Consider the following 14,394-nt stretch of genomic DNA (forward strand, 5'->3'; position numbering starts at 1 on the left):
GTTTGTTAAGGCTTTTTAGTTTTTATAAAGGCAAGTACAGTTTCCTGCAATTATTCGTTAATAAGCTATGGAATATTTTGTAGACAAGCAATCAATTGTACGTCAAATCTGGGGGAAAAGCGATACCATCTTATTTATTTTTGGAGGTGCCGCCGCCGAGTTTGCCCTTAATAAAGCTGTTGACTGGTTATACTTTACAGGTAAGTTACCTGCGGACCCGATAGGCAGGTTGTTTTCAACAGTTTCTTATGCAAGAGCAATTGTTTTTTCTGAAAAAGAAGCGGCAAATGCTGCTATTGATAAAATTAGCTCTATCCATACTGCAATTGAAAAAGCAAGGAAATTTCCCATCCCGGATTGGGCTTATCGTGATGTTCTGTTTATGTTGATTCATTATTCGATTGCTTCTTTCGAACTGCTGGAAAGGCCTCTTACTGAAATTGAAAAGGAAGAAGTGTATGATGTATTTTACCGTGTGGGCACCCGAATGAAACTTATTGATTTACCAACAAATTATAAAACCTGGTTAAAGAGACGAGAGGAACATCTTCAACAGGATCTTGTCAAAAGCGAGTACTCAATCAATCTTTATCAGCAATATAAAAAACATTTAGGTCCTTTCCGGTATCATCTTTTACTGCAGGCACAATCGCTGGTTGTACCGAATCGAGTAATATGTCTTTTAGGAATAAGAAATACTTCTTTATTACCACCATTCCTCTTTTTATACAAAATAAGCCGTAAACTCAAGTTGGATAATTTCATTAAGTTTTTACTCTTGCCTACTGATTATAAAGCACAAATCAAAGCATTGGATGTATCAGAGGTCTAATCCAGTTTTATCTTCATCAATCCAACTTCTTTATTATTCATATATGGCATGATTAAATTTCCATCTGCAGCTTGCTGTATTTGTGAGGGGATGTAATGGTAATGATTATAAATATTTAAATCTTTGATCTCTATTTTTTTGTCATCATTCCCGGTAATTAAAAGCAGGCCGTTGCTCTTATCAGGCAATTGTTGTTCCATTACCAAATAGCTTTTATTCCCAACTCTAATCTTTCCAAAGCTTGTCGTGTAACTTGTGAAACCTTTTTGATTGATCTCTAATGCACTATCACTCACAACTTTAAAATGCTCATTTACTATTGAAAACCAGATTCTACTTGACCTGTGACTGTTATACTCATAATGATAAAGATGGTCCTGGGATCGTTGCGCTCCATAATAGTTAACCGGAATGTACTCACCGGCGTTAAACTTGTAAGGCCTTATATTTTTTTACAGTTCCCTGAGCGATAAATCCTAACCGGTAATCTAGTAAGTATATCCAGTTTAATTTTAAATTTCGGACTAAGATAAAAGAACAAAGGCCCCGTGATTTCAATAAAGTTGCAGGCACCATAGGCTCTAGTGAATAATTCAGCTTACACATGAAAAGAGAGCGCTGAACTTTTGAAGACAACAATGGCTCTCTGACCGTTGAATAAATAAAAATGGATGAATCAGCAGCATTGAAATGCATTGAAGGCTGAGCAAACAAATTATGACTGATGCTAAATTGCGTTCCTTCCATTTTACCATACTGCATATCGCACTTCATCAATTCAAGTATGTTTTCTGAATTTTCATTTTTACTTCTTTTTAGCAATAATAAATGTTGCTCATCGGCAGGTATCATTTGGATTAAACTTTCGTATTCAGGATTAAATTCAAAAACAAATCGTTTTGAAGATATAAAATGAAGCATACTGTCAGCTTTAATCCTTTCAATTTGAAATCTCCCCAAAGATTCGTAATATACCTGTGTCATTAAAAAAACATGCTTATTATCGGTATTCATTTGTACCACAGCATTTGTATCTTTAAAATTGACTTTCAATCCAATGAACAGAGGTAACATATTTGTTGCATTACCACTGGCATCAACTTTCCAAAATTGATACTTGCCAGATTTAGGTACGTGGGTAAATAAAAAGTAATAATCCTTTAATTGTAGAATTTGTATATCACAGTTCTGAGGAATTACTCCTGCTATCTCCTTAGAAAGCTGCAACTTTAGTGATTGATCATAAACATGCAATACAGGCTTTTTATTTGGCCGGAAAACCAGGAAATGATTTGTGTTGGAAACATTGGCGATTAATTGCAATTGATCATCATATCGAAGGCGAACCGCTTGGTGGCTATATGCGCTTTTTGTGAATTGAGCGTTAATATCAGGACGGTAATTACATACAGTTTACAATAAGTCATAATCATATGGAAGCAATATTTTTGCTCTCAACATTCAACCTATTGTAAATATTATGTTCTTTATATTCTCGAAAATTCTGTTCTATTTTGTAATGCCACTGACATGGATTCTTGTTTTTTTATTTTATGCAATTTTTACCAAAGTAGAAAAACGAAGAAAAAGGTCCTTAGTCATTGCAACAGGATTACTCATATTTTTTACAAATCCATTTGTTGTCAATGAAGCATGGCTCATATGGGAAGTTCCTCCTACCCCATTTTCGAAAGTTCAGCATTATGATGCAGCCATCATCCTGACAGGTATATCAAGCAATGACAAATCCCCGAAAGACAGAATATATACCAACAAAGGTGCAGACAGAGTTTTACATCCTCTTCGCTTATATAAAGAAGGTTATGTAAAGAAGATCATTATCTCCGGAGGTTCAGGCTCTTTAACCAATACAAAAAGTTCAGAATCTGCGGATCTAAAAACTATCCTGGTTTGTTCAGGTGTTCCAGACAATGATATATTACTGGAAGAAAAAAGCAGAAACACACATGAAAATGCATTATTCACCAAAACCATTTTGCAACAACATCCTGAATATAAAAAATTACTTCTAGTCACTTCTGCATTTCATATTAGAAGGGCTTCCGCATGTTTTAAAAATGAAGGTATCAAAGCTGATACTTTTAGCGTGGATTTTTATACGAGCGACCGTACATACTTCCCTGTGGATCTGATTGTACCTCAGGAATACAGCCTTTCTCTATGGCAGAAGTTGTTTCATGAGATTTTGGGATACATCATTTATGATATAGCAGGTTATTGCTAAACTCTAACATTCATATTTAATGAGATAGTATTTAAATAGATGTCAGTATGCTAAAACTTATAGCTTACATAAAGTCCATGAGACTGTCCTGTGTAGGGGACAATAGTCAGGTCACCTTTCTTTAATAATTTGTTTTTATGGAAGTGAGGCACTAAAATACCAGTTAAAGTGCCCTGAACAGTGCCCAGCAAGATATCAGAGGGAAAGTGTCTTCCACCTTTATGTCTCAGGTAAGCAGTTGTTCCTGTTGCAGCAGCAGCTGTACCATAAAATAACCATTTAAGATTAGATTCCGGATGGTAATCAGAATAAACCTTTGCCATAAAAAAGGTTGAGGTTGCAACCAGAGCGACATGCCCGGCATAAAATGAATTTCTAGCATTACCCTCTAACTTATCACTCATTGGTACATTAGGATTATAAGCATAAGGTCTGTAACGATCTACAAAATAAGTAGCGCCAGTATAAAGCATACCTGTCAAAGACATTGTTTCAAAATAAAGAAAGCTGATCTTGCCAAAATCTTTTCTGATCTTATTATCTGCAAGGAAAAGGAGTGGTAGTGGCATTGCTCCATAAAAAAAATAGTCGCTAATGTCTGCTGCCTTTTCAGAATACACATCAGCAGCCCATCGATCGAAGCCGTTAATATCACTTACCTGCAAGCTTTGAATGTCTTCTATAGAGGAATTTTCCTTACTATAAATCTTGGTAAATGCATATAATGACCATCCAGCTGTGGCTAGAGAAAGAGGCACATCCACTACGGGCTTCAATTTATAAATCGGCTGTTTATCTCCATTAAAAGCCAGGGATTGAGTTGATCCCGATAACTGATGAGGCAAAGTATCAACAGCCAATGTATCATCGCGCACTTCCCTTACATTAGAAAGTGTATCCTCCTGGCTATAACTTTTCAGGAATAAAAAAGAACTCACAAAACATGCTAATGCAATTTTAATCATCAAACGTTCCATACATTTAATCTATTGAGGGTGTATTTCAATATTAGCAACTCCAGAGTATTTACATAAATAGTTATCCCCCTGTCTAACAGTGCGGATCAGACAGATAATCAACTATTTACAAATAGACTTACCCTAACTTTACAATGTTCGTGCCACCTAATTATCGGTCATAGTTTTTGCCCTTTACTCTATCAAATTTTACTGCTCACCGTCATTGATATTGCTGCCTGTTATCATTGATTTAGAAGATCATACTAAATACCTTGATGAGGTAAAACAATTCGTTCACTCTATAAATCATGTGTTATGAAAAAGTATCTTCTTCTTTTAATGACACTTTCCGTAAATATTTGCATAGCACAATCCTGGACAAAAAACTATGAATATGTGGATGACTGGAAATGTGGCCTTGCTAAGGTGGAAAAAGCAAATAAAGTAGGCTTTGTAGATCAAAAAGGCAAAATAGTTATTCCACTTATTTATGATGATGCCTATGCATTTTCCGAAGGCTTTGCTGCAGTAAAGTCAGATGGCAAATGGGGATTTGCCGATTCTACAGGCAAGGAGGCATTAAAGCCTCAATACTCAGATGTATGTTCCTTCAGCGATGGGCTTGCTAAAGTAGAAAAGAATGGCTCTTGTGGTTATATAGATAAGACTGGAAATATTGCAATTGGACTGAAATATACATTTGCAGGCAACTTTGCGGATGGACTTGCTCCTGTTTGCAATGAAAAAGGATTGTGGGGCTATATTGATAAAACAGGAAAAGAAGCCATAAGTTTTAAATATAAGTTTGCTGATTCTTTCAGTGAAGGCGTTGCGCGTGTAATGAAAGATGGTAAATGGGTAGAAATTGATAAATACGGTAAGGAACTAAAGTAATATATATTTTCATCGAGGTAAAAAGTATTGGATCAACATCTATTAATACAGTAATATAACTGTTTAATATACATGCATCCTATTACAACAAAACACATTGATTTAATTAAATGATCAATGTGTTTTGTTGTGGTTAAGAGGACTTCCAATTCCTGAATCAACTGCTCACACATTTATCAAGAAATCAGTAATACAATAAACGTATATGTATATGCGTTCTTAAGCATACTGAGTAAATAATTATTTAAAGAATAGCGCATAAAAATAAAAATGGTGTGATTATTGCTAGGATGGCATGAAAATATTTATTACCTTAACTCATTGAATGTTGTGTTTGAAAAAGGCAGGTAGGACTCAATGAGCAATAAATACTTTAGCATTTATGCACAACTACATGTTACCAAAACTATGCACATCACGAATGTCTTTGTCCAAGGCAGCTCTTTCCTCATCTTGTTATGTGCATTACAATGATTTCTCGCCTCCAGCAATAAGTGTTACTTCAAAAGCTAAATTTGCATTTCCTATGAAGTACTTTAATGAAAACATTTTGAATTGTTATGCCATATGTAAAAACTATGTTAAAGAATCTATTCTTTTTAAACTGGTAAATCACTCGCCTTATCTATATAATTCAACTATTGAACTAAAAAGAGACTTAAAAGACTCAAATGGATCGTACCTTGCGCCAAAGGGCCATTATCTTACTAATAGCACTATACAGAATATACAAACGAATGCCAGCGGCCCATTTTATATAAATAGTGCTTTCAGGCATTCGAATTTTGCTATCCAAAAACAGTTTCATCTGGAAAATATTACACTTTTTTCTAATTGTGTAGCAGAAAAAACAGGACGGCTTGACATTAGGATATCTAGAAAGGATCAAAGCAAAAAATCAAATCCCAGAAAACAAGACAGGATTATCTGAAGGAAAAGTGCTGAGCACCAAGTCACTTTAGGAATCCAATATTTTAACCCTGAAGGAAGGAAAGACCAACAGTTTTAAACTGTGATCAACATTAAAACTGGCTTTATTTCTTTCACCATAAAATGTTTCGGTATGAAATTATTGCTCCAATTTTTTATTGCTATCACTCTAATTTTAGCTTCCTCGGGTGCTGCTAAGGCCCAACCGGTAAGTGAAATTGTTAGCGATATTAAATCTTATTTTGGCACAGCAAGCTTTTATGCAGATAAATTTGCAGGCCGTAAAACTGCCAATGGCGACAACTATGACCCTGCAAAATATACTGCAGCTTGCAATGTACTTCCACTTGGAACATGGATCAAGGTAACTAATCTCAGAAATAATAAAAGCATCATTGTGCGTATTAACGACAGATTGCATGCGAATATGAATAGATTAGTAGATCTTAGTAAAGTGGCCGCTAATCAGCTAGGTTATGTACAGAGAGGCTTAGCAAAGGTCAAAGTTGAAGTGTTGGGATTAAGGAGACCAATCAGTAGCGCCATTGTAGGTAAAGATGAACTAGATTAATTCTTTTAACAAATTATTAAAAAACTATTAGGGCAGCGTTAAATAATGCTGCCCTTTTTCATAGGTCTTCTCCAAAGCATCTACAACTGCCTTAAAGTGCTTTTCATTTCCCAGGAAGTCGGCATTAGACGCATCTATGATCAAAGTTTTTATATTATACTGTTTTATGTAGTGTGTATAAGTTTCCTGAATACTAAAAAGGTATTGATCTTCAATATTTTGCTCATAATAGCGATTTCTCTTCTTAATATTTTCCTGAAGCCTACTGATCGGTGAATGGAGGTAAATCAACAAATCGGGTTGAACTAGTTGCTGATTAATAATATCAAATAACCTTTGGTATAAACGGAATTCATCCTCTGGCAATGTTATTTTGGCAAACAAAAGAGATTTGGTAAACAAGTAATCAGAAATGGTAAGACTCTGAAATAAGTCTTTCTGTTGAATTAAATCCTTCATTTGTTTGTATCGTTCCGCCATAAAAAATAATTCTAATGGAAAGGCAAACTGACGGGGATTTTTATAAAATTTTGGCAGAAACGGATTTTCTGCAAATTCTTCAAGAACGAGTCTCGAGTTATAATATTTAGATAGTAAAGTGGCCAGCGTGGTTTTGCCCGCTCCTATATTTCCTTCAATGGTTAGAAAGTTGTAATTCATCTTTAAACGGCTACTACAAAAGTTTCTTTTATATTCTTATTGGAGTTTTACTACACTCAATTGATCCGGACATTCATTTAATAATTGTGCAACAGACTTATGGAACTCCGGGTGGACTTTAAGTGATGCAATTTCATTTAATGGCAATAATACAAAGCGCCTGTAATGCATCTGAGGGTGAGGAACACTCAATTCATTGCTCCTAATTATATCATCATTAAAAAAGATAATATCAATATCAATAATTCTTGGCCCATATTTTATATCACGCTTACGCCCTAATGTTGCTTCAATTTGTAACAAATGGTCAAGGAGTTCCTTTGCCTCTAATTTCGTATGAAGCAAAAGAGCCTGGTTATAAAACGGTTGTTGATCTTCAAGCCCCCAAGCTTCAGTTTCATAAATAGCGGACTCTTTTATAATATCTCCGCATTCCTTTTTAATGGCTTCTTTTGCACTTGATAGATAGTGCAATCTGTCGCCCAAATTTCCGCCTGTCAATAAATAAGCAACGTTCATAATTCTATTATCAAAGGCATCAAATATCATTTATTTTTGAGGACTTTAATAAATATGAAATGAGAAGTTTTTTCAAAATATTTTTAGCATCATTTCTTGCTATTGTTGTAGCTGTATTGATTCTTGTTTTCCTAATAGTTGGAGCTATTGGGGGTATTACTTCGAGTAATAAACCCAGGGTGGAAGAAAAAACAGTTCTTGTATTAGATCTAAGCAAAGAATTTAAAGAACAATCTGAAAATGAAATTATTAATCCTTTCGGGGAAGAAGAGGGTAAGAAACCGGGGATATATGACGTAATACGTCTTTTGTACCACGCGAAATCAGATAACAAAATATCCGGCATTTTCATTATTGCCAATGGGAACTCTAACGGATTTGCAGCTAGCAATGAATTGCGCAATGCCATATTAGATTTCAAGTCGTCCAAAAAATTTGTCATCGCTCATGGTGACTTAATGACCCAAAAGGCCTATTTCATTGCTTCTGCGGCAGACCGGATTTATGCTAATCCTGCCGGCAACTTAGACTGGACAGGATTTAATGTTGATCTTGCGTTCTTAAAAGGCACGCTGAACAAACTGGACATTCAACCACAAGTATTTTATGCCGGTAAATTTAAAAGTGCCACCGAACCTTTCCGTACAGATAAAATGACACCGGAAAACAGGTTACAAACAAGCGAGTGGCTAAATGACCTCTACAATTATTTTCTTGTCAAAGTTTCTGCATCAAGGAAAATAGATACGGCCACATTACATCAATTAGCCAATATTGCCGCCATCCAAACACCCCAGGATGCTTATTCACATAAATTAGTTGATGGATTGAAATATGACGATGAGGTAAAGGAGGAAATAAAGAGAAGACTCAACATTGGCAAATGGGATAAACTTCATTTTCTTTCTATTAATGACTACTATGAGGCCGCCCATTATAAATCGACAGGGAAGGACCGCATTGCAGTTATTTACGCAGAAGGTGAGATTGTTGATGGAGAAGGTACGCAAAACAATATAGGCGGAGACAAGTTTCGTCGAATCATTCGTAAGGCCAGACTTGACAGAACTGTCAAGGCGATTGTGCTCCGTGTGAATTCCGGTGGAGGCAGTGCGCTTGCCAGTGAAAACATCTGGAGAGAATTAGCAATGGCCAGACAAGATAAACCTGTGGTAGTAAGCTTTGGAGATGTAGCTGCATCAGGCGGATATTATATTGCCTGCGGAGCTGACAGCATTTTCGCCAGCCCCAATACTATTACAGGTTCAATTGGCGTTTTCACCCTAATACCTAACATGAAAGACTTTTTTAATAACAAATTAGGTATCACTTTCGATGGTGTAAAAACAGCTGAGTATGCAGATGCCGGAGCTGTTTACCGGCCATTGAACGAAAGGGAGCAAAAGCTGATGCAAAACAGCGTGGACAGGATTTATCTTCAATTCAAGCAGCGTGTAGCTAAAGGTCGAAAAAAAGATATGGCATATGTTGACAGTATTGCACAAGGCCGGGTTTGGAGCGGTGATGATGCTATAAAATTAGGCCTGGTTGATAAAATAGGTGGTCTGCAATCTGCAATTGACTGTGCGGCCCGCATGGTCAAAACTAATAATTACCGCCTGCGTGAATATCCAGAAAAGACAAACTGGCTGGAAAGAATTTTAAATCCATCAAAGTCATCTGATGAGGCTAATTTTATAAAACAACAAGTGGGAGAAGAAAACTTCAAAGTATACCAGCAACTATTACGCATTCGCCAACTTTGCGGTACAGCGCAAGCACGTATACCCTTTGAGTTCTATTTACACTAACAAAGGAACCTGGAAGTCAGTCTTAAAACATACTTTTGCCGCGCAAATAAAACGAATGTCACAACGGTTCAATCAGGTATCCGCAATGCTCGCTATTACAAAAGCCAGCTTAAGAGCCTTACTTCGCAGTCCAACAACAGTCGTGTTCAGTATTTTTTTTCCATTGGTTTTTATACTGGTTTTTGGCTTTATTGGAAGCAAGGGAGGTACTTCCTATCGAATTGTTTTAGATAAAAATAGCGACACTGCCAATTCATTTGTTGATTCATTAAAAAGTTTAAAGAACGTAAAGTTTTTAGACAACAGGAACATTGATGAAATTCATTCAGATTTGACCAAAGGAAGGATCACAGGCATTTTGAAGGTTCAAAAAGCCACCAGGTCAGACAGTAACTTTGAATATTCAATAATTTTCAAATCAACTTCTGCGAGTGCAGATAAGTATATGACTTTTCTGCCGCTCCTGGAAAATATCATCAATAAGATTGACAAAGTCAGATACAAAGACCAGCACACTTTTGCACATATTGTTCCTGAGATAAAAAATGTGCGAGAATACCGCACAATTGATTTCATATTACCTGGTCAACTGGGATTTTCTCTTTTAAGTGCCAGCATTTTTGGTGTTGCCTTTCTATTTTTCAGCCTCCGCCAGCAATTGGTACTAAAGCGTTTTTATGCTACCCCTATCAAAAGAGGATATATTTTATTGGGCGAAGGCATCAGCCGCGTATTTTTTCAACTGATAACAGCAATCGTTATCATTGCAATAGGCTACTTTGCTTTTCATTTTACATTAGTAAATGGATGGATCACATTTGTAGAAATCATGATCTTATGTTTACTTGCTCTTTTGGTGTTTATGGGTTTTGGCTTTATTATCTCAGGTGTTGCCAAAACGGAAAGTCTGATTCCATTATTAGCCAATATTGTCACCCTGCCACAGTTTCTGCTTGCCGGAACATTCTTTCCTATTGATGTTTTTCCTGGTTGGCTGCAACCTATAAGCCGGTCCATGCCACTCACCTATTTTAATGATGCCATGCGCCTAATAGCATTTGAAGGAGCCCATTTAACGGATTGCTGGCTTCAGATATTTGTATTATTGGGCTGGGGGATCCTGGTTTATAGTGTTGCTATCAAAACATTTAAATGGGAATAAATCATGCGTTTAATAAAACTGGCTATAATCAGCTTCTTTTTTTTGTTTGGAGTCATAACTCTGATCTCCTTATTAATCCCATCACAGGTAAGAATTTCTAAAGCTATCGATCTTACTTCTGATGGAGACAACGTTTTGGCACTAGTTGGCGATAAGGAAAAATGGCCACTCTGGCATCCGGCTTATGAACCAACCAATGACTCTATATATAATTCATGGATTCAACACACTTCCTGGAAAAAGATCACACAAAATGATTCGGTTGTTATTGTTGAACTGCAACCTGAAGGCAAGAGTCCTATAATCAATGGCTGGAAGCTTTATCGCCATAACCATTCCACATCGACTACACCTGAGACGTTACAGTGGTATATGGATTTTAAATTATCCTGGTACCCATGGCAAAAATTCAGTTCCTTATTCTATGAAGGCACGTATGGAAAAATGATGGAAAAAGGATTGAATAACCTGAAAGAACATGCACAAATGAAATAATAATGAAGCTTTGATATGCGCAATCAGAAAAACCAATCTAAAAATTTTAATGGTTGCTGCAACGCTTTTAAAACATTCTTTGTCAATGAAGCGATGATTTAGTATAAAATGGATTATCTCCGGCTGGTAAAAGATTGTCTAAAAGAAAAGTCTGTTGCCCAACGACAGCTATACGATCATTTTGCGCCTACTATGTTAGGTGTATGTTATCGCTATACAAAATCGCTTGTGGATGCTGAAGATGTGTTGCAGGAAGGTTTTATTAAAGTATTCAAAGGCCTACACCAATACAAATTTGAAGGTGAATTGGGAGGTTGGATTCGCCGGATAATGGTAACAACTGCGATTAATTATCTGAAAAAGAATATACGCTATCAAAGCGAATTGTTATTTTCCGAAGAAAGCCTGCACCCGGTAAGCTATGACAATCCTGAAATAAGAATAAACTCAAAAGAGCTGGCACAATTGATAAGACAATTACCAACGGGCTATCAAACCATATTTAATATGCATGCAGTGGAAGGCTATACCCATGTTGAAATAGGTCAAATTCTTGGCATACATGAAGGAACCTCGCGTTCTCAATATGCCCGGGCCCGTGCATTACTGATCTCCTGGATAGAAAAAGAAAACCCTAAATCTGATGCGTATGCAAGAACAAAATTTTGAAAAGCAGGTTCGAGAAAAGATGGATGACCTTTCTTTTGTTCCTTCCGCACCGGTATGGGAAAAAGTAGAAGAACAAATAAAAAAGAAGAAAGAGAAAAGGCGTCTTATTTTCTGGTTGCTCCCACTTATGATAGCGACAGGGTTGGGTTGGTGGCTGATTGCTGAAAATGGGTTATCTCGTTGGAATGAACCCCTACAAGCTACTAAGCTGAAAGAAGTAAATCAACAACCCTTATCAAATCCAGGAATCGCAATACAAGTTCCGGCTAGACCTGCCAACATCAATAATAACTCGAACAGAGGAGAACAAACTGAACATTTTACAGAAAGTAAAATTGGCAATTTGCAAAATACAAAGACCAGCAGAGAAAGTAAAAAACCACTTATCCATCAAAAGGCTAAAGCGCCAGATATTATCGATCTTTCTTTGCCAAATGAAATTACTAATAATGGATCCGGGTTGGATGAAAGAGATGCACGCCCCGTTATTTATCCAGTTAATTTTGAATTCAATGCTGATAGTATTGCCAATGCAAGGTCTCTTAACGAAAGAGCAATACACGTTCAGGTGAAAGATAAAAGTAAAGAAGCCAAAACGCTCAATCAAAGTAAATGGCAGTTTTTATATTCTGCACAAGTTGGTATTTCTGGCATCAGTGAAGGCTTTGGAAATATTGGATCAGCAGAAATTTATTTTGATGCTTCACCCAGTATGTCCGCAGGAGGCAACACCGGGAATACACCCATTCTACCGCCTTCAACACTTAAAGCAGGTGTTGGTTTTTCCACAGGATTTGATGTAAAAAGAAAGATTAACAACCGATTGGCAGTAGTAAGCGGTCTGCATTATGCATATTATAGCAATACCATCGAGGTAGGCAGTTTAATATACAGAGACACTACTATTAGCCGTACAAATGCCAGTGTATTACAAACTTTAGCTTTTTATCGTAATGATGAAAACAAACAGGATTATACAAATCAATACCATTTTATCCAACTTCCGATAAGTGCAGAATATAAGGTGGTGAAATCCCTGCCGCTTTATATACAGGCAGGCATAAAACTAGAGCAATTGCTTTCAAGTAATGCTTTGTTTTACAATAAATATGCAGGTGTTTATGTTGAAGACAAAGAAATGCTGGCCAAAACAGGAGTGCATTTGTTCACTGGCTTTAGCTATCTATTCAGAAGCCAAAAGGCTTTTTCATTTGCCGTTGGACCACAATTCCAATATGGAATAACCAATTTATCAAAGAATAAAAACAATAATCAGCACCTTTATTTTGCAGGTATTTCCACACAGTTCTTTTTAAAAAAATAAACGGAAGGAGCAACGCTTTTCATTAACCATTTGTCAATTGGTTAAAATAACAACCATGAGAAAGCGTTTTTCTTTCGCAGTTTATTTCTCATTTTCATTTTTGACCTTATTGATCTTTTCCGGATGCTTAAAAGATCAATGTAGCAACACATATACCATATATTCGCCTGTTTATAAAACACTTACTCAAGTGCGGGCCGATATGAAAAGCGGTCAGCCTCAGGCGATAGAGCGTCCGGGTAAAATTTACATTCGTGGCAATTTTATTTTCTGGAATGAGCTCAACAAAGGCATTCATATTATTGATAACAGCAATCCTGCTTCACCAAAGAACATCAGTTTTATTAAAGTACCTGGTAATGTGGACATTGCAGTAAAAGGAAGCTATCTCTATGCAGACAATTATTCTGACCTTGTTGTATTCGACATCAGCAAGCCGACAAATGTTTTTCCTGTGAAATTTCTGAATAAGGTATTTACAGACAGGGGAGGTTATTATTGGAGCACATCGACTAATCCAGATTCCATAATGGTGATTGTGGATTATAAACAAAAGGACACTGTAGTAGATTGCAGCACAGCAAGTAATTGGTATGGCCGGGCTGCCATCGACGCCTTTAACACTGCTTCCGGCGCCCAGTTTTATGTAAAAAATCCTACTGGTGTTGGCGGATCCATGGCTCGTTTTGCTATTGCCAGTGATCACTTGTATAGTGTATCCTACTCACAACTTTCAGCATTTAACATCAATATACCATATGATCCCCAATTAGCCAATATCAAACAAATTGGTTGGAATATTGAAACTATATTTCCTTTCCAGGACAAGTTGTTTATTGGCTCAAGCAACGGTATGTTTATTTACAACATCAACGATGCAGCCAATCCGGCTTTAGTAAGTCAATTTAGCCATGTACGCAGTTGTGATCCTGTAATTGCCGATGAAAATTATGCTTATGTGACACTGCGTTCTGGTACAGCCTGCCAGGGCTTTACTAACCAACTGGAAGTTTTGGACATTTCACAGATCACTCAGCCTTCTTTGCTGAAAACTTATGCCATGACTAATCCTCACGGCCTGGCAAAGGATGATCAGCTTCTCTTTATTTGTGATGGGAAAGATGGGCTTAAAGTGTATGATGCGTCTGATGTAAATAATTTAAAAATAATAAAGACCATTAGTGGGTTGGAAACCTATGATGTAATTGCTTTAAACAATTTAGCAATCGTAGTTGCAAACGATGGTTTGTACCAGTTTGATTATTCTGATCGCAATAATATCAAACAGATCAGCAGAATTACTATTCAACATTAAACAATTGT

15 protein-coding genes are annotated in these 14,394 nt (G+C 36.6%); 10 read left to right on the forward strand and 5 right to left on the reverse strand.

The annotated features are described in order from the left end of the window. Positions 1 to 67: 67 nt before the first annotated feature. A complete protein-coding gene (locus OCK74_RS25170; protein WP_279299877.1) occupies positions 68 to 832 on the forward strand; it encodes an oxygenase MpaB family protein in 765 nt (254 codons plus the stop codon). Here OCK74_RS25170 and OCK74_RS25175 read toward each other — a convergent pair. After that, positions 829 to 1,032, reverse strand: a complete 204-nt coding sequence (locus tag OCK74_RS25175) for a hypothetical protein (protein WP_279299878.1) — start codon at positions 1,030 to 1,032, stop codon at positions 829 to 831. The two genes, OCK74_RS25170 and OCK74_RS25175, sit on opposite strands and share 4 nt — an antisense overlap. Positions 1,033 to 1,258: 226 nt before the next feature. Beyond that, the gene (locus OCK74_RS25180) at positions 1,259 to 2,059 is read right to left on the reverse strand and encodes a hypothetical protein (protein WP_279299879.1); all 801 of its coding nucleotides are present in this window, start codon (positions 2,057 to 2,059) and stop codon (positions 1,259 to 1,261) included. Positions 2,060 to 2,312: 253 nt separating this feature from the next. Between OCK74_RS25180 and OCK74_RS25185 the strand changes: the two genes are divergently transcribed. Then, a complete protein-coding gene (locus OCK74_RS25185) occupies positions 2,313 to 3,077 on the forward strand; it encodes a YdcF family protein (protein WP_279299880.1) in 765 nt (254 codons plus the stop codon). Positions 3,078 to 3,127: 50 nt separating this feature from the next. On the opposite strand, the gene OCK74_RS25190 is transcribed toward OCK74_RS25185, so the two are convergent. After that, positions 3,128 to 4,054 (reverse strand): phosphatase PAP2 family protein, encoded by a 927-nt coding sequence (locus OCK74_RS25190; RefSeq protein WP_279299881.1) that lies wholly within the window; start codon positions 4,052 to 4,054, stop codon positions 3,128 to 3,130. 297 nt (positions 4,055 to 4,351) lie between these two features. Here OCK74_RS25190 and OCK74_RS25195 point away from each other — a divergent pair, with 297 nt between their 5' ends. Next, positions 4,352 to 4,930, forward strand: a complete 579-nt coding sequence (locus OCK74_RS25195) for a WG repeat-containing protein (protein ID WP_279299882.1) — start codon at positions 4,352 to 4,354, stop codon at positions 4,928 to 4,930. A 1,063-nt stretch (positions 4,931 to 5,993) separates the two neighbouring features. Further along, a complete protein-coding gene (locus tag OCK74_RS25200; RefSeq protein ID WP_279299883.1) occupies positions 5,994 to 6,431 on the forward strand; it encodes a septal ring lytic transglycosylase RlpA family protein in 438 nt (145 codons plus the stop codon). Positions 6,432 to 6,458: 27 nt separating this feature from the next. Here the strand turns inward: OCK74_RS25200 and OCK74_RS25205 are convergent, their stop codons facing one another. After that, positions 6,459 to 7,091 carry a deoxynucleoside kinase gene (locus OCK74_RS25205; protein WP_279299884.1) on the reverse strand — a complete coding sequence of 211 codons (633 nt, stop codon included), beginning with the start codon at positions 7,089 to 7,091 and terminating at the stop codon, positions 6,459 to 6,461. Positions 7,092 to 7,127: 36 nt separating this feature from the next. Beyond that, on the reverse strand, positions 7,128 to 7,640 hold the full coding sequence (gene folK / locus OCK74_RS25210; protein WP_279299885.1) for a 2-amino-4-hydroxy-6-hydroxymethyldihydropteridine diphosphokinase: 513 nt from the start codon (positions 7,638 to 7,640) through the stop codon (positions 7,128 to 7,130). A gap of 29 nt (positions 7,641 to 7,669) precedes the next feature. Between folK and sppA the strand changes: the two genes are divergently transcribed. The 6 genes from sppA to OCK74_RS25240 all read left to right on the forward strand — a co-directional run bounded on the left by sppA (position 7,670) and on the right by OCK74_RS25240 (position 14,386). After that, positions 7,670 to 9,421 (forward strand): signal peptide peptidase SppA, encoded by a 1,752-nt coding sequence (gene sppA, locus OCK74_RS25215; protein WP_279299886.1) that lies wholly within the window; start codon positions 7,670 to 7,672, stop codon positions 9,419 to 9,421. A 55-nt stretch (positions 9,422 to 9,476) separates the two neighbouring features. Continuing rightward, positions 9,477 to 10,583, forward strand: a complete 1,107-nt coding sequence (locus OCK74_RS25220) for an ABC transporter permease (protein ID WP_279299887.1) — start codon at positions 9,477 to 9,479, stop codon at positions 10,581 to 10,583. A 3-nt stretch (positions 10,584 to 10,586) separates the two neighbouring features. Continuing rightward, positions 10,587 to 11,078, forward strand: coding sequence for an SRPBCC family protein (locus OCK74_RS25225; protein WP_279299888.1), 492 nt, complete (start codon positions 10,587 to 10,589; stop codon positions 11,076 to 11,078). 108 nt (positions 11,079 to 11,186) lie between these two features. Continuing rightward, positions 11,187 to 11,747 (forward strand): RNA polymerase sigma factor, encoded by a 561-nt coding sequence (locus OCK74_RS25230; RefSeq protein ID WP_279299889.1) that lies wholly within the window; start codon positions 11,187 to 11,189, stop codon positions 11,745 to 11,747. After that, complete coding sequence (locus OCK74_RS25235; protein WP_279299890.1) at positions 11,728 to 13,071, forward strand: outer membrane beta-barrel protein; 1,344 nt, start codon at positions 11,728 to 11,730, stop codon at positions 13,069 to 13,071. Before OCK74_RS25230 ends, OCK74_RS25235 begins: the two co-directional genes overlap by 20 nt. Positions 13,072 to 13,126: 55 nt before the next feature. Then, entirely contained in the window at positions 13,127 to 14,386 is a 1,260-nt protein-coding gene (locus OCK74_RS25240) for an LVIVD repeat-containing protein (RefSeq protein WP_279299891.1), read from the forward strand. The last annotated feature ends 8 nt before the right edge of the window (positions 14,387 to 14,394 follow it).

The sequence above is a fragment of the Paraflavisolibacter caeni genome, from assembly GCF_025628885.1.
GTDB classification, from domain to species: Bacteria; Bacteroidota; Bacteroidia; order Chitinophagales; family Chitinophagaceae; genus Flavisolibacter; species Flavisolibacter caeni.

Coding starts and splice junctions, on each gene's coding strand:
- OCK74_RS25175 (WP_279299878.1), bottom strand. CDS start 1,032: ATGGAACAACAATTGCCTGATAAGAGCAACGGCCTGCTTTTAATTACC.
- OCK74_RS25195 (WP_279299882.1), top strand. CDS start 4,352: ATGAAAAAGTATCTTCTTCTTTTAATGACACTTTCCGTAAATATTTGC.
- OCK74_RS25240 (WP_279299891.1), top strand. CDS start 13,127: ATGAGAAAGCGTTTTTCTTTCGCAGTTTATTTCTCATTTTCATTTTTG.
- OCK74_RS25170 (WP_279299877.1), top strand. CDS start 68: ATGGAATATTTTGTAGACAAGCAATCAATTGTACGTCAAATCTGGGGG.
- OCK74_RS25225 (WP_279299888.1), top strand. CDS start 10,587: ATGCGTTTAATAAAACTGGCTATAATCAGCTTCTTTTTTTTGTTTGGA.
- folK (WP_279299885.1), bottom strand. CDS start 7,640: ATGATATTTGATGCCTTTGATAATAGAATTATGAACGTTGCTTATTTA.
- OCK74_RS25185 (WP_279299880.1), top strand. CDS start 2,313: ATGTTCTTTATATTCTCGAAAATTCTGTTCTATTTTGTAATGCCACTG.
- OCK74_RS25235 (WP_279299890.1), top strand. CDS start 11,728: ATGCAAGAACAAAATTTTGAAAAGCAGGTTCGAGAAAAGATGGATGAC.
- OCK74_RS25200 (WP_279299883.1), top strand. CDS start 5,994: ATGAAATTATTGCTCCAATTTTTTATTGCTATCACTCTAATTTTAGCT.
- sppA (WP_279299886.1), top strand. CDS start 7,670: ATGAGAAGTTTTTTCAAAATATTTTTAGCATCATTTCTTGCTATTGTT.
- OCK74_RS25190 (WP_279299881.1), bottom strand. CDS start 4,054: ATGGAACGTTTGATGATTAAAATTGCATTAGCATGTTTTGTGAGTTCT.
- OCK74_RS25205 (WP_279299884.1), bottom strand. CDS start 7,091: ATGAATTACAACTTTCTAACCATTGAAGGAAATATAGGAGCGGGCAAA.
- OCK74_RS25230 (WP_279299889.1), top strand. CDS start 11,187: ATGGATTATCTCCGGCTGGTAAAAGATTGTCTAAAAGAAAAGTCTGTT.
- OCK74_RS25220 (WP_279299887.1), top strand. CDS start 9,477: ATGTCACAACGGTTCAATCAGGTATCCGCAATGCTCGCTATTACAAAA.